General features: G+C 56.9%; 24 protein-coding genes. 18 read left to right on the top strand and 6 right to left on the bottom strand.

Features of this window, described 5'->3' with window-relative positions:
• Positions 1-56: 56 nt before the first annotated feature.
• Complete coding sequence (locus RBB47_RS22545) at positions 57-713, bottom strand: protein-L-isoaspartate(D-aspartate) O-methyltransferase (RefSeq protein ID WP_305988142.1); 657 nt, start codon at positions 711-713, stop codon at positions 57-59.
• A 125-nt stretch (positions 714-838) separates the two neighbouring features.
• Here RBB47_RS22545 and RBB47_RS22540 point away from each other — a divergent pair, with 125 nt between their 5' ends.
• From RBB47_RS22540 to RBB47_RS22485, 11 genes are all read left to right on the top strand, one after another.
• Positions 839-1,180: a septum formation initiator family protein gene (locus tag RBB47_RS22540; RefSeq protein ID WP_305988141.1), complete on the top strand. Its 342-nt coding sequence runs from the start codon at positions 839-841 to the stop codon at positions 1,178-1,180.
• A gap of 174 nt (positions 1,181-1,354) precedes the next feature.
• Entirely contained in the window at positions 1,355-2,404 is a 1,050-nt protein-coding gene (pdhA, locus tag RBB47_RS22535; protein WP_305988140.1) for a pyruvate dehydrogenase (acetyl-transferring) E1 component subunit alpha, read from the top strand.
• 14 nt (positions 2,405-2,418) lie between these two features.
• The gene (locus RBB47_RS22530; RefSeq protein ID WP_305988139.1) at positions 2,419-3,801 is read left to right on the top strand and encodes a pyruvate dehydrogenase complex E1 component subunit beta; all 1,383 of its coding nucleotides are present in this window, start codon (positions 2,419-2,421) and stop codon (positions 3,799-3,801) included.
• A gap of 16 nt (positions 3,802-3,817) precedes the next feature.
• Entirely contained in the window at positions 3,818-5,143 is a 1,326-nt protein-coding gene (locus RBB47_RS22525; RefSeq protein ID WP_305988138.1) for a pyruvate dehydrogenase complex dihydrolipoamide acetyltransferase, read from the top strand.
• A gap of 72 nt (positions 5,144-5,215) precedes the next feature.
• Complete coding sequence (lpdA, locus tag RBB47_RS22520) at positions 5,216-6,658, top strand: dihydrolipoyl dehydrogenase (RefSeq protein WP_305988137.1); 1,443 nt, start codon at positions 5,216-5,218, stop codon at positions 6,656-6,658.
• A 64-nt stretch (positions 6,659-6,722) separates the two neighbouring features.
• Positions 6,723-7,181: a hypothetical protein gene (locus RBB47_RS22515; RefSeq protein WP_305988136.1), complete on the top strand. Its 459-nt coding sequence runs from the start codon at positions 6,723-6,725 to the stop codon at positions 7,179-7,181.
• 25 nt (positions 7,182-7,206) lie between these two features.
• Positions 7,207-7,455: a GlsB/YeaQ/YmgE family stress response membrane protein gene (locus tag RBB47_RS22510; RefSeq protein ID WP_305988135.1), complete on the top strand. Its 249-nt coding sequence runs from the start codon at positions 7,207-7,209 to the stop codon at positions 7,453-7,455.
• A gap of 19 nt (positions 7,456-7,474) precedes the next feature.
• Entirely contained in the window at positions 7,475-7,717 is a 243-nt protein-coding gene (locus RBB47_RS22505) for a GlsB/YeaQ/YmgE family stress response membrane protein (protein ID WP_305988134.1), read from the top strand.
• A gap of 66 nt (positions 7,718-7,783) precedes the next feature.
• Positions 7,784-8,578, top strand: coding sequence for a thioesterase family protein (locus RBB47_RS31040; RefSeq protein WP_371932836.1), 795 nt, complete (start codon positions 7,784-7,786; stop codon positions 8,576-8,578).
• A gap of 56 nt (positions 8,579-8,634) precedes the next feature.
• Positions 8,635-9,609: a lipoyl synthase gene (gene lipA / locus RBB47_RS22490; RefSeq protein ID WP_305988133.1), complete on the top strand. Its 975-nt coding sequence runs from the start codon at positions 8,635-8,637 to the stop codon at positions 9,607-9,609.
• 29 nt (positions 9,610-9,638) lie between these two features.
• The gene (locus tag RBB47_RS22485; RefSeq protein ID WP_305988132.1) at positions 9,639-10,091 is read left to right on the top strand and encodes a type II toxin-antitoxin system RatA family toxin; all 453 of its coding nucleotides are present in this window, start codon (positions 9,639-9,641) and stop codon (positions 10,089-10,091) included.
• Between the two features lie 20 nt (positions 10,092-10,111).
• Here RBB47_RS22485 and RBB47_RS22480 read toward each other — a convergent pair whose 3' ends face one another.
• The 5 genes from RBB47_RS22480 to RBB47_RS22460 all read right to left on the bottom strand — a co-directional run bounded on the left by RBB47_RS22480 (position 10,112) and on the right by RBB47_RS22460 (position 13,709).
• A complete protein-coding gene (locus RBB47_RS22480) occupies positions 10,112-10,546 on the bottom strand; it encodes a hypothetical protein (RefSeq protein ID WP_305988131.1) in 435 nt (144 codons plus the stop codon).
• A gap of 150 nt (positions 10,547-10,696) precedes the next feature.
• The gene (locus tag RBB47_RS22475) at positions 10,697-11,173 is read right to left on the bottom strand and encodes a hypothetical protein (RefSeq protein WP_305988130.1); all 477 of its coding nucleotides are present in this window, start codon (positions 11,171-11,173) and stop codon (positions 10,697-10,699) included.
• A 211-nt stretch (positions 11,174-11,384) separates the two neighbouring features.
• Positions 11,385-11,837, bottom strand: coding sequence for a hypothetical protein (locus tag RBB47_RS22470; RefSeq protein WP_305988129.1), 453 nt, complete (start codon positions 11,835-11,837; stop codon positions 11,385-11,387).
• Between the two features lie 86 nt (positions 11,838-11,923).
• Positions 11,924-12,448, bottom strand: a complete 525-nt coding sequence (locus tag RBB47_RS22465) for a CinA family protein (protein ID WP_305988128.1) — start codon at positions 12,446-12,448, stop codon at positions 11,924-11,926.
• Positions 12,449-12,455: 7 nt separating this feature from the next.
• Positions 12,456-13,709, bottom strand: coding sequence for a bifunctional 2-C-methyl-D-erythritol 4-phosphate cytidylyltransferase/2-C-methyl-D-erythritol 2,4-cyclodiphosphate synthase (locus RBB47_RS22460; RefSeq protein ID WP_305988127.1), 1,254 nt, complete (start codon positions 13,707-13,709; stop codon positions 12,456-12,458).
• Positions 13,710-13,846: 137 nt separating this feature from the next.
• Here RBB47_RS22460 and dusB point away from each other — a divergent pair, with 137 nt between their 5' ends.
• From dusB to RBB47_RS22425, 7 genes are all read left to right on the top strand, one after another.
• Entirely contained in the window at positions 13,847-14,884 is a 1,038-nt protein-coding gene (gene dusB, locus RBB47_RS22455) for a tRNA dihydrouridine synthase DusB (protein WP_371932835.1), read from the top strand.
• 8 nt (positions 14,885-14,892) lie between these two features.
• Positions 14,893-16,032: a nitrogen regulation protein NR(II) gene (locus RBB47_RS22450; protein WP_305988174.1), complete on the top strand. Its 1,140-nt coding sequence runs from the start codon at positions 14,893-14,895 to the stop codon at positions 16,030-16,032.
• A 2-nt stretch (positions 16,033-16,034) separates the two neighbouring features.
• The gene (ntrC, locus tag RBB47_RS22445; protein ID WP_305988126.1) at positions 16,035-17,474 is read left to right on the top strand and encodes a nitrogen regulation protein NR(I); all 1,440 of its coding nucleotides are present in this window, start codon (positions 16,035-16,037) and stop codon (positions 17,472-17,474) included.
• A gap of 327 nt (positions 17,475-17,801) precedes the next feature.
• Complete coding sequence (locus RBB47_RS22440; RefSeq protein WP_305988125.1) at positions 17,802-20,066, top strand: PAS domain-containing sensor histidine kinase; 2,265 nt, start codon at positions 17,802-17,804, stop codon at positions 20,064-20,066.
• On the top strand, positions 20,056-21,423 hold the full coding sequence (locus RBB47_RS22435; protein ID WP_305988124.1) for a sigma-54 dependent transcriptional regulator: 1,368 nt from the start codon (positions 20,056-20,058) through the stop codon (positions 21,421-21,423). The genes RBB47_RS22440 and RBB47_RS22435 overlap by 11 nt, the downstream gene beginning before the upstream one ends.
• A gap of 50 nt (positions 21,424-21,473) precedes the next feature.
• Positions 21,474-22,850, top strand: coding sequence for a Trk system potassium transporter TrkA (gene trkA / locus RBB47_RS22430; RefSeq protein WP_305988123.1), 1,377 nt, complete (start codon positions 21,474-21,476; stop codon positions 22,848-22,850).
• A gap of 99 nt (positions 22,851-22,949) precedes the next feature.
• The gene (locus RBB47_RS22425) at positions 22,950-23,813 is read left to right on the top strand and encodes a D-amino-acid transaminase (RefSeq protein ID WP_305988122.1); all 864 of its coding nucleotides are present in this window, start codon (positions 22,950-22,952) and stop codon (positions 23,811-23,813) included.
• Positions 23,814-23,829 lie beyond the last annotated feature (16 nt).

The raw sequence follows: 23,829 nt of genomic DNA, 5'->3' as shown, positions 1-23,829 counted from the left end.
AGTACAGGCTCGCAATGACGACCTCGGAAGCAGCGGACCTGCAGAAGACCCCACTGTCAGGAGTCGGTCTGCCAGCCCTTTTCTCCAATGAGAGGCACAAATGCGACGCCGCCGAGGTTCTCGGTTTCGAACCCGGTTTCCGATACTCTTCGAATCCTCAAAAGCTCTTGCAGAGACTTGAACCTGCCGACCGGAATAACAAGACGGCCGCCGATCGCCAGTTGCTGTTTCAGGACTTCCGGCGTTTCCGGCGCACCGGCAGAGACAAGAATCGCGTCGAAAGGCGCATCTTCAGGACAGCCCAGGGTGCCGTCGGCGCATTTGACGTTGACGTTCTCAAAGCCCGTTGCGTCAAGCGTTTCATCCGCCCGCTCTGCGAGACCGGGCAGGCGTTCTATTGTTGTTACGCGGCGACACAACTCGGATAGGACGGCCGCGGCGTAGCCAGACCCTGTTCCGATTTCCAGAACCGATTCTGAGCCGGTCAGTTTCAACAGCTCACACATAAGGGCAACGACATAAGGTTGGGAGATTGTCTGGGATTGTCCGATGGGCAGCGGACCATCGCCGTAGGCACGCCAGCGCTGATCTTCAGGCACAAACTTGTGCCGCGGGACCTTGCGCATCGCGGTGAGCACTTTCTTATCGCCTATTCCGCGGCCTTCCAGTTGGTGCCGCACCATGTCTTCGCGTTCGGATGCAAACGGGTCCATGTCTGTTCCCCGATCGTCGGAAACAATTGCGTGTTTTTGAGTGATCGTCTCAAGACTCTATTAAACCTAACGCCGCATAGTGATGGGGCAAAGAGACCAAGAGTTCAGCGTTAAGGTCCCAAAGAGTGCCCCGAGCAGCTACCCGTCAGCGTAAACAATCCTTCCTCCGCCGTCTCATCACGCCTGTCATTGCGATTGCGGCCCTTGGATATTTCGGTTTCCATGCGATGAATGGTGAACTCGGATTGGTCGGGCGCGCGATGATCGAGCGCCAGGTTTCCGAGCTGGAAGCCGAGTTGGAAGTGCTGGTAGACGAACGGCAGGAACTTGTTGCGCGCGTCAGTCTGCTCCGGCCTGAGAGCCTTGACCCTGACATGCTCGACGAAAGAGCCCGTCTCAATCTCAACCTCGTTCACACAGACGAGTTGGTCGTGCTGCGTCCCGGGCACCGCTACAGCATGAACTAGAAATAAGTTCATACCAGTACATTAACAAAATTTCAGTTAAAATCTAATTTCACGCGTGATAACAAGTATTTAAATCGCTTCAAAACACCTCCATGAATTGATTGGATTGACAGGCGCGACAGGATAAGTTGCAGCTACCTGTCTTAGGGGAAACGTCACGCAGAGAAGAGGGTTATGGCCACAGCATCAAAGACCACTTCCGCTCGCTCAAAGAGCGCCAGCCGGACCCGCAGCACCGCCAAGAAAGCGAAGCCTGCGATCGCCGAGTTCAAAAAGGACGACGAACTTCACGCCTATCGTGAAATGCTTCTGATCCGCCGATTTGAGGAAAAAGCCGGGCAATTGTACGGCATGGGCCTCATCGGCGGATTTTGTCATTTGTATATCGGACAGGAAGCTGTCGTAGTCGGTATGCAGATGGCCAAGAAGGACGGCGATCAGATGATCACCGGTTACCGCGACCACGGTCACATGCTGGCTATGGATCTTGACCCCGGCGCCGTGATGGCGGAACTCACCGGACGGAGAGGCGGCCTTTCCAAGGGCAAGGGCGGCTCCATGCACATGTTCTCCAAGGAAAAGCACTTCTACGGTGGTCACGGTATTGTCGGCGCGCAGGTGCCGCTCGGCACCGGCCTTGCCTTTGCCAACAAGTATCGCGGCAACGGCAACGTCTCCATGGCGTTTTTCGGCGACGGTGCCTCGAATCAGGGCCAGGTCTACGAAAGCTTCAACATGGCCGAGCTTTGGAAACTCCCGGTCGTGTACGTGATCGAGAACAACAAATACGGCATGGGCACAAGTGTTTCCCGTGCGTCGGCAACGACCGACCTTTCCCAGCGTGGTGCTTCCTTTAACATTCCCGGCGAACAGGTCGACGGCATGGACGTGCGTGCCGTCAGGGCCGCTGCTGAAAAAGCGCTCGCCTGGTGCCGGGACGGCAAAGGCCCGTACATCCTGGAAATGATCACCTACCGTTACCGCGGCCATTCCATGTCCGACCCGGCGAAATATCGCTCCAAGGACGAAGTCCAGAAGATGCGGACCGAGCACGATCCGATCGAGCAAGTCCGTGCCCGGCTGATTGAAAAGGGCTGGGCGAGCGAGGACGACCTCAAGGCCATCGACAAGGAAGTACGGGCCAGGGTTGCCGAAGCAGCGGAATTTGCTCAGAGCGATCCGGAACCGGATGCGTCTGAACTCTACACCGACATCTTGCTGTAACGCCGGGGGAAAATATGCCGATAGATATTTTGATGCCGGCGCTCTCGCCGACAATGGAAGAAGGTAAGCTCGCAAAGTGGCTGAAAGCCGAGGGCGATGCCGTAACCGCAGGCGACGTGATTGCTGAGATTGAGACCGACAAGGCGACAATGGAAGTCGAGGCTGTCGACGAAGGAACCATGGGGAAAATCCTGGTTCCGGAAGGCACTGACAACGTCAAGGTCAACGAAAAGATTGCCGTGCTGCTCGGTGACGGTGAAGACGCCAGTGCGATCGACGCGGCTGCTGCAGCACCTGCTGCTGCTCCGGTGCCTGCGCCGGCCCAGGCCGAGGCTCCAAGCGCTCCTGTCGCACCTGCGGCCCCGGTTGTTTCTGAACCAGCCGAAGATCCTGAGATCCCGGCTGGAACGGCGATGAAAACCTCGACTGTGCGCGAAGCTTTGCGCGACGCCATGGCTGAAGAAATGCGCCGGGACCCGGACGTCTTCGTCATGGGTGAGGAAGTTGCCGAATACCAGGGTGCCTACAAAATCACCCAGGGCCTTCTCGATGAATTCAGCGACAAGCGCGTCATCGACACGCCGATCACCGAACATGGTTTTGCCGGTCTCGGCGTCGGCGCTGCGATGGCCGGTCTGCGGCCGATCGTGGAATTCATGACGTTCAACTTCGCCATGCAGGCGATCGATCAGATCATCAACTCTGCTGCCAAGACGCTCTACATGTCCGGTGGCCAGATGGGGGCTCCGATCGTGTTCCGCGGTCCCAACGGGGCGGCTGCCCGCGTCGGCGCACAGCATTCGCAGGACTATGCCTCCTGGTATGCGCATGTGCCGGGTCTGAAGGTGATCCAGCCTTATTCGGCTGCCGATGCCAAAGGCTTGCTGAAGGCTGCGATCCGCGACCCGAACCCGGTGATCTTCCTGGAAAACGAGATCCTCTACGGGCATTCCTTCGAGATCCCGGACATGGACGATTTCGTCCTTCCGATCGGCAAGGCGAAGATCGAACGCGGCGGCAGCGATGTCACCCTGGTTTCCTGGGGGATTGGCATGACCTACGCCCTGCAGGCGGCCGATGAGCTCGCCGGCATGGGAATTTCGGCCGAAGTGATCAACCTGCGCACGATCCGTCCTCTCGACATCGAAACGGTGCTTGCCTCCGTTCGCAAAACAGGCCGGATTGTAACGATCGAGGAAGCGTTCCCGATGTGCTCGGTTTCTTCGGAAATCGCCTTCCAGGTCCAGGAACAGGCATTCGATTATCTGGATGCACCGATCCTGCGCGTGACCGGCAAGGATGTTCCGATGCCCTATGCCGCAAATCTTGAGAAGCTCGCCTTGCCGAGCGTTCCGGAAGTCATCGAAGCGGTCAAGGCCGTGACCTACACAGCCTGAGGCGAGGGAGACGGACATGCCAATTAATATCACCATGCCGGCCCTTTCCCCGACCATGGAAGAGGGCAACCTTGCCAAGTGGCTGGTCAAGGAAGGCGATCAGGTTTCAGCAGGCGATGTGATCGCCGAAATTGAAACCGACAAGGCCACGATGGAAGTCGAAGCCGTCGATGAAGGCACGGTCGGGAAGATCGTCGTGCCTGCGGGGACCGCGGGCGTCAAAGTCAACGAATTGATCGCCGTCCTTTTGGAAGACGGTGAAGATGCAAGCGCCATCGACACTTCTGGCGGCGCGGCAGCCCCGGCGCCCGCAGCTGCAGAAGCACCTGCTGCCGCCGCTCCGGCACCGGCAGCTTCCGCACCTGCAGCTCCGGCTGGCCCCGCGCCGGTTGCGGCCGATGGTGCGCGCATTTTTGCATCGCCGCTCGCCCGGCGCCTTGCAAAGCTCAACAGTCTCGACTTGAACGCGCTCACGGGCACCGGTCCTCATGGCCGGATCGTCAAAAGGGACATTGAAGCGGCAATTGCTGCTGGCACGGGCAAGGCTGCACCTGCGGCCGCTGCAGAAGCTCCAAAGGCTGCTGCCGCTCCGGCTGCCGGACCGTCCGCCGATCAAGTGCTCAAGCTCTTCGATGAAGACAGCTACGAGCTCGTTCCGCACGACGGCATGCGCAAGACCATTGCCAAGCGCCTGACTGAGTCGAAGCAGACGATCCCGCACTTCTATGTTTCCGTGGATGTGGAACTGGACGCCCTGCTGGCGCTCAGAGCCCAGCTCAACGGTGCTGCTGCAACGGACAAGGACGGCAAGCCGGCCTACAAGCTGTCGGTCAACGACATGACCATCAAGGCCCTCGCGCTTGCATTGCGCGATGTGCCCGATGCGAATGTGTCCTGGACCGATGAAAACATGGTCATGCACAAGCATGCCGACGTCGGCGTTGCTGTTGCGATCCCCGGTGGCTTGATTACCCCGATCATCCGCAGCGCGGAACAAAAACCCTTGTCCGTCATCTCCAACGAGATGAAGGATCTGGGCAAACGGGCGAAGGAACGCAAGCTCAAGCCGGAAGAGTATCAGGGTGGCACCACCGCGGTCTCCAACATGGGCATGATGGGCGTGAAGGACTTCTCGGCCGTCGTTAATCCGCCGCATGCGACGATCCTTGCGGTTGGAGCCGGTGAAAAGCTCCCGGTCGTGAAAAACGATGCGCTCGCGATTGCGACCGTCATGACGGTGACGCTTTCAACCGATCACCGCTGCGTGGACGGTGCGCTCGGCGCCGAGCTGCTCGCCGCCTTCAAGGGCTACATCGAAAATCCGATGAGCATGCTGGTCTGATGCATGTTCTCCGGCGCGGCGGCAACGCCGCGCCGTTTTTCAACGATGACTTCTTTCGCCGGGGAAAACACCATGGCTGATACCAACTACGATGTAATCATCATCGGCTCCGGGCCGGGTGGCTACGTAACCGCAATCCGCTCCGCGCAGCTTGGTCTCAAGACTGCGATCGTCGAGCGCGAGCACATGGGCGGCATCTGCCTCAACTGGGGCTGTATTCCAACCAAGGCTCTGCTGCGGTCGGCCGAAATTTATCACTACATGCAGCATGCGAAAGACTACGGGCTTTCGGCTGAAAAGATCTCCTTCGATCCCGCCGCCGTCGTCAAGCGGTCGCGCGGCGTATCCGGCCAGCTCAATGCGGGTATCGGCTTCCTGATGAAGAAGAACAAGGTCGATGTCATCTGGGGCGAGGGCAAGGTCACCAAGGTTGGAGAAGTGACTGTCTCCAAGACATCGAAAAAAGCCATGGAACCGCAGCACCCGGCGCCGAAAGGCACCAAGGGTGAGGGCGTTTACAAGGCCAAGCACATCATCATCGCCACCGGTGCACGCCCGCGCGTCATCCCGGGCATCGAACCGGATGGCAAGGACATCTGGACTTATTTTGAAGCCATGGTGCCCCCGACCATGCCGAAATCCCTGATTGTCATGGGATCCGGTGCGATCGGCATTGAGTTCGCGTCTTTCTACAAGACGATGGGTGCCGATGTGACCGTCATCGAAATGATGCCGACGATCATGCCGGTCGAAGATCCGGAAATCTCCGCTCTTGCCAAGAAGCAGATGGAGAAACAGGGTCTCAAGTTCCTGCTTGAAGCCAAGGTGTCCCAGGTCAAGAAAGGCCCGAAGGGCGTTACCGCGACCGTTGAGACCAAGGACGGCAAGAAACAGGATTTGACCGCAGACAAGCTGATTTCCGCCGTCGGCGTGGTCGGCAATATCGAGAACCTCGGCCTTGAGGAACTCGGCGTTAAAACCGACCGGGGCTGCGTGGTGATCGACGGCTATGGGCGCACGAATGTTCCTGGCGTCTACGCCATCGGCGATGTTGCCGGCCCGCCGATGCTGGCGCACAAAGCCGAGCATGAAGGCGTCATCTGCGTTGAGAAAATTGCCGGCAAGGATGTCCACGCGATGGACAAGTCCATGATCCCGGGCTGCACCTATTGCCATCCGCAAGTCGCCTCGGTCGGCCTTACCGAGCCGAAGGCAAAGGAAGCCGGTTACGACATCAAGGTTGGCCGGTTCCCGTTCATCGGCAACGGCAAGGCAATTGCGCTCGGTGAGCCGGAAGGTCTCGTCAAGACGATATTTGATGCCAAGACCGGTCAGTTGCTCGGTGCACATATGGTTGGCGCTGAAGTCACTGAACTCATTCAGGGTTATGTCGTTGCCATGAACCTTGAGACAACCGAAGAAGACCTGATGCACACGGTCTTCCCGCATCCGACACTTTCGGAAATGATGAAGGAATCGGTTCTGGATGCCTATGACCGCGTCCTGAACATGTAACCCTTTGCCCGGACTGTTTCTGATGACACTGTCGAGCAGTCCGGGCGCTTAAGCCGTCTGTCAAATGCTGGCCTATTTGCTCGACGGATTGAGATTTCTGAGCCGGGAGGGTAGCTGGTCGCTTTTGGATCACGAGGCCAAAACCCTTTTTGCCGCAATCGACTTTCTTCCCTCGGACACCGCGGTTCTTGCCAGGCAACAGATTGCCCGAAGTCACTTTATCGAGCGACAGTCAGATGGCCGCATTCCCTGTTTCCGGTACTATCGGATGGATCCGGATCTCAGGTTTCAAGGCCGCCTTCGTTCAGGCGACCATTTCATCGATGTTGTCCTAAAGACAGACCAACGCAAGCTGACGGCAAAATGTGTGCTTCACGAAGGTTTTGTCTTTGGACTGGAATTTCCCAAGCCGAGCAGATTTTTCACTGACATGAATGTTGAAGTGGTCTCTGTGAGTTGTGATCAGGCAGCCTTTAGCTACACTGACGTCATCGACAGGGCCCAACACGGACGTGAACTGTAAGATTTAGAAAAGGGGGGAAAGTATCATGGATGCAAAATCAATTCTGATCTGGATCGCCATCGGTATCATTGCGGGATGGCTGGCCAGCATCATAGTTGGCGGCGGTGGTCTAATCCGCTACCTGCTCACAGGCATTATCGGAGCCTTCGTGGGAGGTTTCATCTTCCGATTGGCCGGTATCAACATTGATCTGGGCAATGCTTATCTAAATGAAATTGTTGTTGCAGCGATCGGTGCCGTTGTTGTCGTGCTAATCGCCCGATTGCTGGCATAAGTCTGTTAGGAGCCCCGCGATGGGATTGATTATCTCTGCAATCATTGGCCTCATCGCGGGTGCGATCGCGCATCGGGTGTTGAACAGTCGGGGCGGTTTTCTTGGCAGCCTCGTCGTCGGACTGATTGGCGCATTGCTCGGCGGTGAACTGGCTTCGATATTCAATCTCAATCTGGCCGGCGGTTTCGTCGACAGATTGATCATAGCGATCTTGGGTTCCATTTTGTTCCTGTTCATATGGAAGAAGTTGTTTCCGAAGTGAATACAGGAACTTAAGTCTCGGTGTTGGTCGTCAAGCGAGCGGTAAATCTGGTCGGAGCAACCGGTTATGGACTCTATCTCATCAAAAGATGTTATCCGGCTTGCCACATATGGAACGCTTGCACCCGGGCGTGCCAATCACCAGCAGCTTGCCGACATCCCCGGAAAGTGGACTGTCGGAACCGTTCGGGGGCGCCTGGTTCAGGCTGGTTGGGGCGCGGCTTTGGGGTTTCCCGGGCTTGTTCTTGATCCTGAAGGCCAGAATGTCGAGGTGCACATATTTGAGTCTTTCGAACTCAGCGAACACTGGGATCGCCTTGACGCCTTCGAAGGCGAGGGATACCGGCGCGAGGAAACGGTTGTCAGAACCGAGGAGGGCGATGTTACCGCATCGATTTACGTCATTGCCGAAAGACGGGGAGAACCGGTGGTAAAGGCAGATGAGGGCGGCTTTGCCGCATTTCCTTTAAAGACGACCGACAAGCTCCGCTATGCAGATACGGATCGCCAGGGGCATGTGAACAATGCCGTATTCAATACGTTTCTGGAAACAGGCAGAGTCGAGCTCCTTTACGGCGATGAACTCATGGAGGAAGGTGCGGCCTTTGTCATCGCGCGGCTCGAGCTCGACTTTCTGTCTGAAATTCACTGGCCGGGTGAGGTTGATATAGGAACGGCGGTCAAGGAGATCGGGCGAAGCTCCTTCAAATTACTGCAAAGGGTGTATCAGGACGGAGAACCGGTCGCAGAAGCCGTCACGATCATCGTTCAAATGAACGAGGCGACACGCCGTTCGCAGCCGCTTTCTGAAAATGCCCGTCAGCGCCTGACCGAATTGCTCAGACCCGCACTCAGCACATAGCTGGCTCACCGTCATTATGGCTTGACCTTTCAAGGGAATAACGACACTTAAGGCTCATGGTTACGATCGTCGACACGCTTAATCGCCCGCAACAAAGCACCGAGGCGCGCCCGCGTCATCCGGAGAAGGCTCACCGTCCCGACAACCCGATCCAGCGCAAGCCGAAATGGATCCGGGTCAAGGCGCCGACATCGCCCGTTTACCGGGAGACGAAAAACGTCGTGCGCGAAAACAATCTGGTGACCGTGTGCGAGGAAGCGGGTTGTCCCAACATCGGCGAATGCTGGTCGAAAAAACACGCCAGTTTCATGATCCTCGGCGACACCTGCACGCGGGCCTGTGCCTTTTGCAATGTTCGCACCGGCATGCCAGGCCCTATTGATCAAAATGAGCCGCAAGGTGTTGCTGATGCAGTCGCGACGATGGGTCTCGAACATGTCGTGATCACGTCGGTTGACCGGGACGATCTTGACGACGGCGGCGCCAGGCACTTTGCCGCTGTTATCGGCGCTATCCGCGCAACGGCCCCGCAAACGACAATTGAAGTGCTGACACCCGATTTCCTGCGCAAGGACGGCGCCATGGAGATCGTCGTTGAAGCACGACCCGACGTCTTCAATCATAATCTGGAGACGGTGCCCTCGAAATATCTGAATGTGCGGCCCGGCGCCCGCTACTTTCATTCCATCCGTCTTCTCCAGAAGGTGAAGGAACTTGATCCGGAAATGTTCACGAAATCCGGCATCATGGTCGGGCTGGGTGAGGTCCGGAACGAAGTTCTGCAATTGATGGATGACCTGCGTGCCGCCGATGTGGATTTCCTGACGATCGGCCAATATTTGCAGCCGTCCAAGAAGCATTATCCTGTCATGTCCTTCGTGACGCCGGAGGAATTCAAGGCCTACGAACGGATTGCTTATGCGAAGGGCTTCTTGAAGGTTTCTGCAAGTCCGTTGACGCGTTCATCGCATCATGCGGGCGAGGATTTTGCAGAGCTGCGCGCAGCGCGAAAAGCAAAGCTTGGTCATTGAGATTGCAGGGACGGGGTTAGACAAACTGCATGCCCAGTTTTTCGTCCACGCACAAGGTCAACCACAAGGCTGAAGACATGTTCAAGCTTGTGGCCGATGTCGAGCAATATCCCCAGTTCGTACCGCTTTGCCAGGGGCTGCATGTACGCGGGCGCAAGGAGCTGGATGACGGGCGCACGGTTCTGGTGGCCGACATGACTGTTGCCTACAAGCTCTTCAAGGAGACGTTTACCAGCCGCGTTGAACTGCGGCCGAAAGAGCAGACGATCCTGGTGGAGTATCTGGACGGGCCATTCAAGCACCTGGAAAACAAGTGGACCTTCGAAGATGCAGGCGAAGGCAGCTGCGATGTCGGGTTTTTCATATCCTACGAGTTCAAGAGCCGAACACTCGGGTCGTTGATGGGCGTGATGTTCGACAAGGCCTTCCGGAAGTTCTCAAGTGCGTTCGAGGCACGCGCAGACGAGGTCTACCGCACCTGAGCCTTCGAGAATTGTCGCTGCTACTTAAAGCTTTTGAAGGCGTCACGAATGGTGCGAAGGCGGCTCGATTTCATATCGAGAGGTTCGTTCGCTGCTCTGATCCTGGCAACTTCCCGCTCGGAAAGACCGAGATCATCAAGCGTTGCGAATGACGAGTTGTCTGAGCAGACAATCCTGCGCCCCGAACCGACATTTTCTTCCAGGATAAGCGTGCGTCCGGCCGCGTTCTGCTCTTCTGTCCAGATAACCGTCGTTGATGAGACCCAGAAGGTCCGGTCGCAATAGCGGGCCTGGTGGTAGCCTGCCTTCGGCCTGGTCAGAATTTCATGAAATCCGGTAAATGCGCCGTTGGAGTGTTGCGAACGAATATAGTAGTCGCCCTGACCGAAAGCTGTACCGGTCAGACAGGTGGTTCCCAAGACGACAATTGCCAAACGTGCCAAAGAGTGCTTCATGCCCGAAGTCCTTCTGCGAGCTTAATTTCACCCCAACTTGGCTGAATGATACGTCTTTTTGCTTACCGCTTGGTTACCCGAGTGCTTCAAATTGCGATGAGTTGGCGACCCCAAAATCGAACCTATGTCGATCGCTTTATTCGTTTGGTTTCACTCGTCATGAAACGACCTTGCTGGCCCTTCCCTTTTCTTCTGGCGAAAGGAGTCTCGTATGGCGGCGAACCGGTTAATCTTGTCAATGGTCGGACCGTCATTTTGTATGACGACCCGCGGATCTTCTGAAATGCCCAGATCGCGGAGCGTTACCTGTTGTTCCGGATGATCACAAATAGGGCGCCAGCCCTTGCCCCAGTTGAATTCGACACGCACCGCATAATCCTGCTCGACCTCGAGTTGAGTCCACGCAACGGTGGCATACCGCACCCAGTAGGAACGGTTGCAGTATTTTACCTCAACAAGACCATCCGCCTTTCTGACATAGATCCGGTGCGACCCGCGAAAGACGCGGTTGTGATCCCTTGAAATGATGTAAGTATCGCCAAGCTTGAGATCTTCGGGCTGCCCGACGGCGCTTGCGCTCGACAGGACAAGAAAGCCGGCTGTCAAAAGAAACTTTTGAAACCACATAACGTGTATCCCTGACCGCGGATTTGTCCGCGTTTTGCATTGTCCAGCTAGGCTTGTTTTGATTTTTGTAGCGTGAAATTAAAAGCAGTTCTTGTAGAACAGATTGAGAGCGGTCGCGGCGTTTTATTAAAAGTCTATGGTCTCCCAATCGCACCCAAATCAATGTCTCCTTCGCTCGGTCTGTGAAGGCTTCCTGCAATCAATTGTCGGTTCATTGACCGTCGGTATCTTGCGCACTTGAGCGAAACAGGGAACCGATAAAGGCGAGGCGGCTTTGGGGTTGTTCTCCATCCTCAAGGCTGTCCAGGAATTCCCGCGGACTTAGCGTGATACCGATATCGGCAAGCGTTACCTGCTTTTCGGGGCTTGCGCATATCGGCCGCCATCCACGTCCGAAGTTGAATTCAACATGGATCACGTTGCCTCGTTCAGCCTCAATTTGCGTCCAGGCGATTGTGCTTCCTCGAACGAAATAGGCTTGCGCGCAATAGGTCACCTGTTTCATGTCAGGCGACCTGTCCCTGAACAGTTTGTGGCTGCCCAAAAACCGCCCGTTGTGATCTCGTGAAATCAGATAAACGTCACCGGGCTGCGGCAGAGAAGCGGCAAGCGCGGCGCTGCCTGCACACATAACGGCGCAGAAAATTGAGGCAAACGTTTTCATGCGATCAAAGAAAGTTCCGTTTAGGTCACCTGACGGGAACTATATTTTCGACCGGTCCAAAAGCCCAGCAACAATGGGCGCGAGCGTTAATAAGTGCTTTCAGATTCAAGAGAATTTAAAACAGACATTAATGCAGTTTGGACTGTCTGAAGGCGAATTGACTGTCGCCCTTTGTCTGCAAACCAACAATGAAGGTGCTGCGTGGGCCTTTCCCTGGCCGCGACTGCAATGTGAACCGTCCCGACGGGCTTTTCGTCCGTACCGCCGCCAGGACCCGCAATTCCAGTGACAGAAACAGTTACGTCAGCGCGCGACCGTGCCAAGGCTCCCTCGGCCATTGCGATCGCAACTTCCTTGCTGACGGCACCAACATTGGCAATCAGACCGGCGGGCACTCCGAGCAGATCAGTCTTGGCCTCGTTGGAATAGGTGACAAAGCCCCGATCGACCACTGCAGACGACCCGGCGATTTCTGTTAGGACGCCGCAGATCAGCCCGCCCGTGCAGGATTCAGCCGTGGCAATCATTTTGCCGTCGGCTTTCATGGCATCGAGGACGGAGGTTGCAAGCGGTGCAAGATCGTTCAGGTCGTTAAGCGGCTTTTCGGACATTCCGGCATTACTCGTTTTCGTCGAATGGCAGGCGTACGGTAACATTTGCAATCGCGGCGATGCCTTCTTTTCGTCCCGTAAACCCAAGTTTTTCCGAAGTCGTCGCCTTGATGGAAACACGTGATTTAGGAAGACCGCAGATCCGGGCCACGCTTTCGCGAATCCTCTCCCGGTGCGGTCCGATCTTCGGTGCCTCGCAAACGATCGAGACGTCGATATGCGCAATCTTGCCTCCAAGCTCGGACAGGCGAAGGACCGCGTGCTGCTGGAACCTGTCAGACGACGCTCCTTTCCACTCCGGATCACTTGGCGGAAAGTGATGTCCGATGTCACCGTCACCGATGGCGCCAAGCGTTGCATCAGTGATCGCATGCAACACAACGTCAGCGTCGGAATGTCCCTTCAGGCTCCTGGAGTGCGGAATTTTCACGCCGCCCAGAATGACGGCATCGCCGTCTTCAAAAGCGTGCACATCATAACCGATGCCCGTTCTGACGTCGGGCAACAGGGACAAAGGGTGAGAGTTCGGGATCATGTTGCTCGCTTCGCCTTGTCCTGCCTGAATTTCAGCGCGTTTTAGGTCTGCTGCGGTTGTTATCTTGAAGTTGACCGGGTCACCTTCGCACAGCTCGATGGTCAGACCTGCCCATTCTGCCAGCGACGTGTCATCGGTAAAGGCCGATCGGTTCTCTTTGGCCGCGCGTTCGTGCGCAGACAGTATCCGATCAAGTGGGAAGGCTTGTGGTGTTTGTGCTGCCCATACGCCAGTCCGGTCAATCGTCTCGAGCGGAGAGCCGTCTGAAACTGCCTTTTTGAGAGTGTCGGCCACCGGGACGGCGGCAAGCGCACCCTCGGCGCCTCCATCAAGCGCTGCCAGAAGCTCATCGAGAACTTTCTCACTGACAAAAGGGCGGGCTGCATCATGGATGAGAACATCTTCACAGCCAGAACCAGACAACGCTTTCAATCCTTCATAGACAGATTGCTGCCGTGTTTTGCCGCCAAAGACCGGTTGCGCGAGTTTGGCCGAAGCCGCAAGACCTGTCGCCTCGACTGCCTCTTGATAAAGCAGGGTGTCATCCGGATGGATCACGGTGATGATTTTTGAAACACGAGGATGATTCGCAAGAGCGGCCAGTGTATGAGACAGAACCGGACGTCCGGCGACAAGCCGGTACTGTTTTGGTTGTGCAGCGCCTGGATCTGCCAGACGTGTACCACGCCCTGCCGCAACTATGAGGGCGGCAGCCGTTTTTTCCATGAACGGTCTCCTTTTGGGGTCGATCAGGCTTAAATAACTGATCGTCTTTAACGAAGAACCAGCGTAATTCGCAAATTTAGACTTGTTGCATTGCGGAATTTGTCTACAATATAGGCAAATCAAAATTTGCACAGGTAATGAGCAGAAAAGAGAGCCTGGTGCCAGAACAAGAGAATGTCCTTTCCATTGGACCTCACATTTTACCGAACCGCGCCGTCCTTGCTCCCATGTCCGGCGTTTCGGACTTGCCCTTTCGACGGCTTGCAGCCCGTTACGGTGCCGGCATGGTCGTCAGTGAAATGGTGGCAAGCGAGTCCTTTGTCAAAGGAGATGCCGAGACCCAAATGCGCGCCGAAGCACAAGAGGCGGGTCTGCACGTGGTGCAGCTTGCCGGGCGCGAGGCTTGCTGGATGGGCGAGGCGGCGAAGGTTATCGCAGGGCTCGGAGCCGATGTCATTGACATAAACATGGGCTGTCCGGCCAAGAAGGTGACGTCTGGTTACTCGGGTTCCGCTCTGATGCGAGATCTGGACCATGCACTCACTCTCATTGAAGCGACCGTTGAAGCCGTTGATGTTCCCGTAACCCTCAAGATGAGGCTCGGTTGGGATGAAAACTCCCTGAATGCACCGGACCTTGCGCGCCGGGCTGAAGAAGCCGGGGTCAAGCTGATTACGGTGCATGGCCGCACGCGCTGCCAATTCTATAAAGGCCGAGCCGACTGGGACGCGATCCGGCGGGTGAAAGAAGCAATTACCGTCCCGCTGATTGCAAACGGTGACTGCAAATCCGCTGAAGACGCTGTCCGGATGCTTGCGGCTTCCGGAGCTGACGCCGTGATGATCGGTCGGGGCGCCTATGGCCGGCCCTGGCTTCCGGGGCATATTGGACATTTTCTGGCGACCGGTGAACACCTCGCTTCACCGTCCGGACATGACCTGGTGGATCTGGTTGCAGAGCACTATGAAGCGATCCTCGCTCATTACGGTCAATTGCCAGGAGTGCGCATCGCACGAAAGCATCTCGGCTGGTACCTGGATGAAGCCATGACCGGCGATGTCGTTCACATCCCCGGACCTATCCGGCAGACCCTGATGACCTCCAATCAGCCTTCGGAAGTGCTTCGCATCGTGAGCGAGTGGTTTTCAACCCCCAACGAACAGGCGGCTGCGTGAGCAATCAGATGAATGCCTCAGGCCGTGAGGCGGTGCTGGCCAGCGACGGTCCTACCATCCTCGATACACTTCCCCATCCGGTTCTGCTGGTGGCTCCAGACGGTGTCATTGAATCGGCAAACATGGCTGCGGAAATTTTCATGCGGTCCAGCGCGTCGGTGCTGCGGCGTCATCCGATAAGCGATTTTGTGCCTTTCGGCAGTCCGCTGCTGACACTGATCGACCAGGTGCGCGAGCGCGCGGCACCTGTCAACGAATACAAGGTCGATATCGGATCGCCCCGGATCGGAGCGCCCAAGATGGTCGACATCAATGCGGCTCCGGTGGTCGATCGGCCGGGCGCCGTTGTGCTGATGTTTCAAGAACGCACGATGGCTGAAAAAATCGACCGGCAACTGACATCGCGTGGCGCGGCCAGAACGGTCACGAGCCTTGCCGCCATGCTGGCACACGAGATCAAGAACCCGCTCTCGGGCATCAGAGGCGCGGCACAGCTTCTCGAACAGTCAGTGGAAGACGATGACCGGTCTTTAACACGGCTGATCATGGATGAAACCGACCGTATCGTTAAACTGGTCGACCGGATGGAAGTATTTTCGGACGAAAGACCGATTGAACGTGAACCAGTCAACATCCACGTCGTTCTGGACCGGGTGAAAAGCCTTTCCGACAACGGTTTTGCGCGCGACAAGAGAATTGTCGAAATCTACGACCCCTCGCTGCCGCCGGTTTATGCCAACAAGGACCAGCTCATTCAGGTGTTCCTGAATTTGGTCAAGAATGCGAGCGAGGCCATTGGTGACGATCCGGATGGTGAGATCCGGATCACGACGGCCTTCCGACCGGGTGTGCGCCTGTCAGTTCCAGGGACTGTTGAGCGGGTCAGCCTTCCGCTTGAATTTTGTGTGCAGGACAACGGCCCCGGCGTGCCGGAGGACCTGCTTCCGCATCTGTTCGAACCCTTCATCACAACCAAGACAAACGGATCCGGCCTCGGACTGGCCTTGGTTGCCAAGATCATTGGCGATCATGGCGGCGTGATCGAGTGCGACAGCCAGCGCGACAGAACCATTTTCCGCATTCTCATGCCAGCGTATTCCGGCGACGGGACCTCGGAGGCCGATGTGACAAACCAGGGAACAGACTAGTTATGCCGACGGGTACGATCCTTGTTGCAGATGATGACGCTGCCATTCGCACTGTTCTCAATCAGGCTCTTTCCAGGGCCGGCTATACGGTCCGGCTGACATCGAACGCTTCGACGCTGTGGCGTTGGGTATCGTCAGGTGACGGCGATCTGGTGATTACAGATGTTGTCATGCCGGACGAGAATATCTTTGACGTCCTGCCGCGGATGAAAAAGATGCGGCCCGAATTGCCGGTTCTGGTCATGAGTGCGCAAAACACGTTCATGACCGCCATCAAGGCATCTGAAAAGGGCGCCTACGAATACCTGCCGAAACCATTCGACCTCAAGGAACTGACAAACATCGTCCAGCGGGCGCTGGAAGAGCCGAAAAGGCGTCCTGCGCTCGATTTGGAGGATGCAGGCGAGGGGATGCCGCTTGTCGGACGCTCTCCTGCCATGCAGGAAATCTACCGGATCCTGGCCCGGCTGATGCAGACCGATCTCACCGTCATGATCAATGGCGAATCCGGGACCGGCAAGGAACTGGTTGCACGCGCACTGCACGACTACGGAAAACGCCGCAATGGACCGTTTGTTGCCATCAACATGGCCGCCATTCCGCGCGACCTGATCGAAGCCGAATTGTTCGGCCATGAAAAGGGCGCCTTTACCGGCGCGCAGAACCGCAGTTCAGGCCGGTTCGAGCAGGCCGACGGAGGAACGCTGTTCCTCGACGAGATCGGCGATATGCCCATGGAAGCTCAAACGCGCCTCTTGCGGGTTCTGCAGCAGGGCGAATACACCACCGTTGGCGGTCGAACTCCGATCAAGACAGATGTTCGCATCGTCGCGGCAACCAACAAAGATCTGCGCCACCTGATCAACCAGGGCCTGTTCCGGGAAGATCTTTACTTCCGGCTGAATGTGGTTCCGATCCGGTTGCCGCCGTTGCGTGAGCGGGTCGAGGACATTCCTGATCTCGTCAGGCACTTCTTTTCGCTGGTTGAAAAAGAAGGCCTGCAGTCGAAACAGATTGATCAGAACGCGCTCAACATGCTGCGTCGGTACCGGTGGCCCGGCAACGTCCGGGAGTTGGAAAACCTTGTCCGCCGACTGGCGGCTCTTTATCCGCAGGACGTCATCAGTGAGAGCCTTCTCGATCAGGAGCTCAGTCAGCCGACTGTTTCTTCGCCTGTTGAAGAAAGCGCGGAGAACATCAATCTCGGCGGTTCAGTCGAAAAGTACCTGACCGGCTATTTCGACACCTATGGCGAGGCTCTGCCGCCACCTGGTCTCTATCACCGCATATTGCGTGAAGTGGAGTATCCACTGATCAGCGCAGCGCTCGCAGCAACGCGCGGCAATCAGATCAAGGCGGCCGAGTTGCTTGGCGTCAACCGCAACACCTTGCGGAAGAAAATCAGGGATCTGGACATTCAGGTGATGCGCTCAACCAGGTGACCAGGCCGTTTGGTAGGAATAATCGGCGGTCGGCCGCCTGATTTGAGCCTCCGTTTCTGAACTTAGGTTCCGCAGGCTGAAGTACTTGCACGACAGGCGTGTCCACACTCTGAAACGGACATAGAAGTTGCAGCGTTAGCAGCGCTATTGGTTTTGCCGAAATATTCAGTTAATTCAGATATTTGCTATCTTGCGTTGGTGCGTCCACCGCAAAATTTTCGTGAGAAGGCAAGTATGTCGCAATTTCGCAACATTGTGTGATAAGTTTGCAGCAAATTTTCATGGGAGCCGCAGGTATATAGCGGCGTAAGGAATTTCAGAGGCTGCATGACACTGGAAACAGTTCAGCAATCTGTCGCGCAATCCAGTTCATCGGGCAAGCTTTGGCGTCGCGCCGGGCTTGCCGTGATGGTGGTCGCCCTGATCTCCATTGCGGTCACGTTCGTGATCCTCATGGGGCTGACGTCGATTGACCCCACCCGGGACGTGATCCTGATTGCGATGACAATCAACGGTGCACTCGCTGCCGTGTTGCTTGGCGTTATCTCCGTCGAGATCTTGAAGCTCTGGCAAGCACGGCGGCGCGGACGCGCAGCGGCGAGGCTCCATGTGCGTGTGGTCGCGCTCTTCAGTCTCGTGGCAGCCGTGCCGGCGGTCATGATGGCGATTCTTGCCGCTGTCACGCTCGATCGCGGGCTTGACCGCTGGTTCGAGGACCGGACGCGGCAGATCATCGACAATGCCCTGACGGTGGCGCAGGCCTATCTTCAGGAACATGCGCGCGTTTTGCGTGGCGACCTCATCGCCATGACCAACGACATCGACCGTGCCAAGGCGATCTATGATTTCGAACCCACGCGATTTGATCAGTTCTTCGCCACCCAGGTCTCCTTGCGCGGCATTCTGGCGGCCATGATCCTGGACGAGAAGGGTGACGTCGTCACGCGGGTCGTACTCGATCCGAATTCCAACATTCCGCTCCCTCCGGCAGACAGTTTCTTCAAGGCCCAGTCAGGCGATCCAATCCTCATTGCGCCCGGCAGTTCAAACCTTGTCGGCGGTGTCATGAAGCTTTCCGCCTATGACAATTTTTATCTTTATGCGGTCCGCGCGATCGACCCGAGGGTGGTTGAATACCTTCGGCTGGCTGAAACGGGCGCTTCGCAGTATCAGCAGATGGAAAACAGCCGCTTCGGTGTCCAAATCGCCTTCGCACTCGTCTATCTGGGTGTGGCCCTCATCCTGTTGCTGTCCGCTATCTGGATCGGTTTCGGGTTTGCAAACAGACTGGTGTCTCCTATCAGGGCTCTCATTTCGGCTGCTGATGAGGTCTCGAAAGGCAACCTGGCGGTCAAAGTCCAGACTGAGAAATCAGCGGGTGACCTGACCAATCTTGGCCTGACCTTCAACAAGATGACCGGACAGCTTCTTGGACAACGCGATGCACTGCTGGCCGCGAACGAACAAATTGATCGCCGTCGCCGGTTTAATGAAGCGGTGCTGTCCGGTGTCTCGACCGGCGTCATTGGTGTCGATGACGAGGCTTCGATCATGCTGATCAATCGGTCGGCTTTGGAACTGCTCCAGCTTGATGAAGTTCAGATCCTGAACAAGTCATTGACTGAAGTGGTTCCTGAGCTGGCCAAATGCATCGACACCGTTCTCGCCAATGATGCCGAAAAGCTGCCCGAAACCCAGATCGAGATTACGCGGGGCGGACGCCTGCGGACCGTCAACGTGCGCATCACAAGTGAGCAGTCGACTCGCCGCGAACATGGTTTCGTCGTCACGCTCGACGACATCACCGATCTTGTGTCGGCGCAGCGCAATTCAGCCTGGGCAGATGTCGCGCGACGGATTGCACATGAAATCAAGAACCCGCTCACACCGATCCAGTTGTCTGCGGAGAGGATACGCCGGCGGTACGGCAAGCGGATCGAGGAAGACCGTCAGGTGTTCGATCAGTGTATCGACACGATCGTGCGTCAGGTGGGCGACATCGGCCAGATGGTTGATGAATTCTCGTCCTTTGCGCGGATGCGAAAGCCGAAAAAGATCTCCGGCGACCTGCGTGAGGCGGTTCGGGATGCTGCCTTCATGCAATCGGTCGCAAACCCCGACATCTCCGTTAACGTGGATGTTCCCGATGAGCCCGTTCAGGCGATCTTTGACCCGCGCCTGATCGGGCAGGCCCTGACCAACGTGGTCAAGAATGCCACGGAGGCCGTCAGCGCCAGGGAAGGGGACGATGTGCCGAAAGGCAAAGTGTCGGTGCAACTACGCGGGGCGAGCGCCGAGACTGGCGGACGTGTTGTTGTCGACGTCATCGACAACGGCATCGGCTTGCCGGAAGAAAACCGTAGCCGGTTGCTCGAGCCCTACATGACCACGCGCGAAAAAGGCACCGGCCTTGGCCTCGCGATCGTCCGAAAAATTCTGGAAGACCACGGCGGTGGCGTCGAATTGCTCGACGCGCCCAAAACAACCCCTGATGAAACCGGCACTCTGGTGCGTCTGACCTTGGCAGCTGATGCTGAGATCGAGCCGGAGAGCGAAGAGCAAGATCAAGCAGTGGCAGCACATGGCGCATGATATTCTGGTCGTAGATGACGAAACCGATATCCGTGAGATGATCGCGGGTATTCTCGATGACGACGGTTATGGGACAAGGACCGCGCACGATTCCGACAGTGCGCTTGCGGCCGTCAAGGAGCGCAAACCGTCTCTTGTCATCCTCGACATCTGGCTGCAGGGCAGCCGGCTGGATGGACTGGCGCTGCTGGACATTATCAAGGAGACAGATCCCGACCTTCCAGTCGTGATCATATCGGGTCACGGCAATATCGAGACCGCAGTATCCGCCATCAAGCGCGGGGCTTACGACTATATCGAAAAGCCGTTCAAGGCAGACAGGCTGATCCACATCGTCGAACGAGCGCTGGAAGCGTCGAGCCTTAAGCGCGAAATCAGGGATCTCAAACAGCGAAGCGGTGAAACGAGCGACATCATCGGAGAATCGTCACCGGCTCACAACCTTCGCCAGACGATCCAGAAGATCGCGGGAACCAACAGCCGCATCCTGATCATCGGCCCGTCTGGCGCGGGGAAGGAACGTGCCGCACGCATGATCCATGACCAGTCGCCGCGCGCCAAGAGCCCGTTTGTCGTCCTCAATGCCGCGACCATCACGCCGTCGCGCATGGAAGAAGAACTGTTCGGGATCGAGGACGAGCACGGAAACTTGCGCAAGATCGGCGCGCTTGAAGAAGCGCATGGCGGAACGCTCTATCTCGATGAGGTCGCCGACATGCCGGCGGAGACCCAGGGCAAGATCTTGCGGGTTCTCGTGGAGCAGAGTTTCGCCCGTGTCGGTGGCACACAGAAGGTTCAGGTCGATATCAGAATCCTGTCCTCCACGTCCAAGAACCTGGAGGAACACATCGCATCAGGTCTGTTCCGGCAGGATCTCTATCACCGGCTGAGCGTGGTTCCGCTCCGCGTTCCCGGGCTGGCCGAGCGCCGGGAAGACATTCCGGTTCTTGTCCATCATTTCATGGAGCAGATTTCCGGGGCGTCCGGTATTCCCCTTCGGCCGATCGGTGACGATGCCATGGCGGTGCTCCAAACCCACGACTGGCCGGGAAACGTGCGCCAGCTACGCAACAATGTCGAACGGCTGATGATCTTGAGCCGGGGTGAGCCGGACAGCACGATAACGGCAGATCTTCTACCGGCTGAAATCGGCGAAACGCTTCCGAGCCTGCCAACGTCCGGGACCGGAGAACATCTGATGTCCGTCCCCTTGAGGGAGGCGCGCGAGATATTCGAGCGGGAGTATCTTCAGGCGCAAATCAAAAGATTTGACGGTAACATCTCGCGAACCGCCGAATTTGTGGGTATGGAACGATCCGCGCTTCACCGCAAACTGAAAACTCTGGGCATGACCTGAGAGCGGTGAAACCCGGTCAGGAATTTGCGTAGCGGGAAAGGGGTCTTCCCATGAAAATCGTCATTTGCGGCGCCGGTCAGGTTGGATACGGCATCGCTGAACGCCTCGCTGCGGAGCAGAATGATGTTTCTGTTATCGATTCCTCGCCCAAACTGATCGATGTGATCGGCGACCAGCTCGACGTGCGCGGCTTTGTCGGTCATGGCGCGCATCCGGACATTCTGGCTCAGGCGGGCGCAGAAGAAGCCGACATGATTGTCGCTGTCACGCTCTATGACGAAGTGAACATGGTCGCGTGCCAGGTGGCCCATTCCCTGTTCAATGTACCGACAAAGGTCGCGCGTATCCGCGCACAATCCTACCTTCAGGGCCGTTGGCGGAACCTGTTTTCCCGCGACAACATGCCGATCGACGTGATCATTTCTCCGGAGATAGAGGTCGGCGAGATGGTTTTGCGCAGGCTCGCCTTGCCGGGCGCAGTGGAAACGGTCCGCTTTGCGGATGATCATGTCGTTGTTGTCGGCATCATGTGCGAAGAGGATTGTCCGGTCGTTGATACGCCGTTGCGCCAGCTGACCGAACTGTTTCCCGATCTCGGCGCGGTCGTGGTCGGTCTTTACCGCAACAATACGCTTTTTGTGCCCAAGAGCAGCGATTCCATTTTGACCGGCGACCTTGCTTATGTCGTGGCGCGTCGCGATCAGGTCCGCAGAACCTTGAGTATTTTCGGTCACGAAGAGCCGGAAGCCGCCAAGGTCGTGATCGCCGGCGGCGGCAATATCGGGCTTTACGTCGCCAAGGCGCTGGAGCAGCGGCAGAGCGGAACCAAGATCAAGCTGATTGAAGCCTCTCGTGAGCGGGCAATGTCCGTTGCGGATGAACTGAAGCGCTCCGTCATTCTTCACGGCAGCGCGCTTGACCAGATCATCCTGAACGAAGCAGATGCGGGCGATGCCGATACAATGGTTGCCCTGACAAACGAGGATGAGGTGAATATTCTCTCGTCCGTGATGGCGAAGAAACTCGGTTGCCGGCGCTCATTGTCGCTCCTGAACAATCCGAGCTACCCTGCTTTTGCAAACGCGCTCGGGATCGACGCCTTTATCAACCCGCGCGCCGTGACGATCTCAAGGATCCTGCAGCATGTGCGTCGTGGGCGGATCAGAGGCGTTCACTCGCTTCAGAACGGTGCTGCGGAGATTGTCGAAGCCGAAGCGCTCGACACTTCGCCTCTGGTCGGAAAACCGCTCCGAGTGATTGATCTTCCGTCCGGAATCCGGGTCGGAGCGGTGTTCCGCGGCGGCGAAGTTCTGACACCGAATGGTGAACTGCAGATCCAGGCCCAGGATCGGATCGTCATTTTCGCCGTCGCCAATCGCGTGCGGCAGGTTGAGCAGATGTTCCGCGTCAGCCTTGACTTCTTTTAGGTCAGTTTGTCACTTTTCTGTCCTTGCATTCGATTGACCGGGCAGTCAAAACTGCTGAGGTGCCCTGGCAGGGTGGATTTGTAATTGTGTGGAGGTTCCATGAGCCGGATTGCCTATGTAAACGGCCAATATGTGCGGCACGCCGATGCTGCGGTCCATGTCGAAGACCGTGGGTATCAGTTTGCGGACGGCGTTTATGAGGTGTGCGAAGTCTGGCATGGCAAGATTGTCGACATGCCGCGGCACTTGGACAGGCTGAACCGGTCGCTGAATGAGCTGCAGATCGATTGGCCGATGGCGCGCAGCGCCGTTGAGTTCGTGCTGAGGCAGGTCATCCGTCGTAACAGGGTTCGCGATGGCCTTGTCTATATTCAGGTGACAAGGGGCGTTGCAAAAAGAGACCATTTCTTTCCGTCTGAAGACGTTGCGCCGTCGATCGTGGTGACTGCGAAGTCCACCAGTCCGGCTGCAGCGAAAGCACAGGCGGAAACGGGAATTGCCGTTGTCAGCTATCCGGAGAACCGCTGGCCACGGGTCGATATCAAGACTGTGGCGCTACTACCCAATGTTCTGGCGAAACAGCACGCCAAGGAAAATGGTGGCAAGGAAGCCTGGTATCTGGACGCGGATGGCAACGTGACAGAAGGGGGCTCCACGAACGCCTGGATCGTCACCAAGGACGGCGTTCTGGTCACGCGCCCGGCTGAAAGCGGCATCCTTCGCGGGATTACCCGCGCAGTCGTGCTCGATCTTGTACTAAAAGAAGGGCTGACCTTTGAAGAAAGGCCGTTTAGTCTGGACGAGGCTTTTGAAGCCAAGGAAGCATTTGTCACGGCGGCGTCAACACTTGTAATGCCGGTGACGCGTGTGGACGGCAGGATAATAGGCAACGGTCATCCGGGTTCAGTTGCAACCCGATTGCGCGAATTGTTCCATACTGCTACTGATTTGCAGACGGCATGATTCGTTTGGCCTTGTC

It is taken from the genome of Roseibium sp. MMSF_3544, assembly GCF_030732845.1.
Lineage (GTDB): Bacteria > Pseudomonadota > Alphaproteobacteria > Rhizobiales > Stappiaceae > Roseibium.
The sequence above is the reverse complement of the archived record's forward strand: the minus strand, read 5'-3'. Positions and strand labels throughout refer to the sequence as shown.

Excerpts from the sequence above, each read along its gene's own strand:
- RBB47_RS22545 (WP_305988142.1), bottom strand. The coding sequence starts at position 713 with ATGGACCCGTTTGCATCCGAACGCGAAGACATGGTGCGGCACCAACTG.
- pdhA (WP_305988140.1), top strand. The coding sequence starts at position 1,355 with ATGGCCACAGCATCAAAGACCACTTCCGCTCGCTCAAAGAGCGCCAGC.
- RBB47_RS22530 (WP_305988139.1), top strand. The coding sequence starts at position 2,419 with ATGCCGATAGATATTTTGATGCCGGCGCTCTCGCCGACAATGGAAGAA.
- RBB47_RS22525 (WP_305988138.1), top strand. The coding sequence starts at position 3,818 with ATGCCAATTAATATCACCATGCCGGCCCTTTCCCCGACCATGGAAGAG.
- lpdA (WP_305988137.1), top strand. The coding sequence starts at position 5,216 with ATGGCTGATACCAACTACGATGTAATCATCATCGGCTCCGGGCCGGGT.
- RBB47_RS22515 (WP_305988136.1), top strand. The coding sequence starts at position 6,723 with ATGCTGGCCTATTTGCTCGACGGATTGAGATTTCTGAGCCGGGAGGGT.
- RBB47_RS22510 (WP_305988135.1), top strand. The coding sequence starts at position 7,207 with ATGGATGCAAAATCAATTCTGATCTGGATCGCCATCGGTATCATTGCG.
- RBB47_RS22505 (WP_305988134.1), top strand. The coding sequence starts at position 7,475 with ATGGGATTGATTATCTCTGCAATCATTGGCCTCATCGCGGGTGCGATC.
- RBB47_RS31040 (WP_371932836.1), top strand. The coding sequence starts at position 7,784 with ATGGACTCTATCTCATCAAAAGATGTTATCCGGCTTGCCACATATGGA.
- lipA (WP_305988133.1), top strand. The coding sequence starts at position 8,635 with ATGGTTACGATCGTCGACACGCTTAATCGCCCGCAACAAAGCACCGAG.
- RBB47_RS22485 (WP_305988132.1), top strand. The coding sequence starts at position 9,639 with ATGCCCAGTTTTTCGTCCACGCACAAGGTCAACCACAAGGCTGAAGAC.
- RBB47_RS22480 (WP_305988131.1), bottom strand. The coding sequence starts at position 10,546 with ATGAAGCACTCTTTGGCACGTTTGGCAATTGTCGTCTTGGGAACCACC.
- RBB47_RS22475 (WP_305988130.1), bottom strand. The coding sequence starts at position 11,173 with ATGTGGTTTCAAAAGTTTCTTTTGACAGCCGGCTTTCTTGTCCTGTCG.
- RBB47_RS22470 (WP_305988129.1), bottom strand. The coding sequence starts at position 11,837 with ATGAAAACGTTTGCCTCAATTTTCTGCGCCGTTATGTGTGCAGGCAGC.
- RBB47_RS22465 (WP_305988128.1), bottom strand. The coding sequence starts at position 12,448 with ATGTCCGAAAAGCCGCTTAACGACCTGAACGATCTTGCACCGCTTGCA.
- RBB47_RS22460 (WP_305988127.1), bottom strand. The coding sequence starts at position 13,709 with ATGGAAAAAACGGCTGCCGCCCTCATAGTTGCGGCAGGGCGTGGTACA.
- dusB (WP_371932835.1), top strand. The coding sequence starts at position 13,847 with ATGAGCAGAAAAGAGAGCCTGGTGCCAGAACAAGAGAATGTCCTTTCC.
- RBB47_RS22450 (WP_305988174.1), top strand. The coding sequence starts at position 14,893 with ATGAATGCCTCAGGCCGTGAGGCGGTGCTGGCCAGCGACGGTCCTACC.
- ntrC (WP_305988126.1), top strand. The coding sequence starts at position 16,035 with ATGCCGACGGGTACGATCCTTGTTGCAGATGATGACGCTGCCATTCGC.
- RBB47_RS22440 (WP_305988125.1), top strand. The coding sequence starts at position 17,802 with ATGACACTGGAAACAGTTCAGCAATCTGTCGCGCAATCCAGTTCATCG.
- RBB47_RS22435 (WP_305988124.1), top strand. The coding sequence starts at position 20,056 with ATGGCGCATGATATTCTGGTCGTAGATGACGAAACCGATATCCGTGAG.
- trkA (WP_305988123.1), top strand. The coding sequence starts at position 21,474 with ATGAAAATCGTCATTTGCGGCGCCGGTCAGGTTGGATACGGCATCGCT.
- RBB47_RS22425 (WP_305988122.1), top strand. The coding sequence starts at position 22,950 with ATGAGCCGGATTGCCTATGTAAACGGCCAATATGTGCGGCACGCCGAT.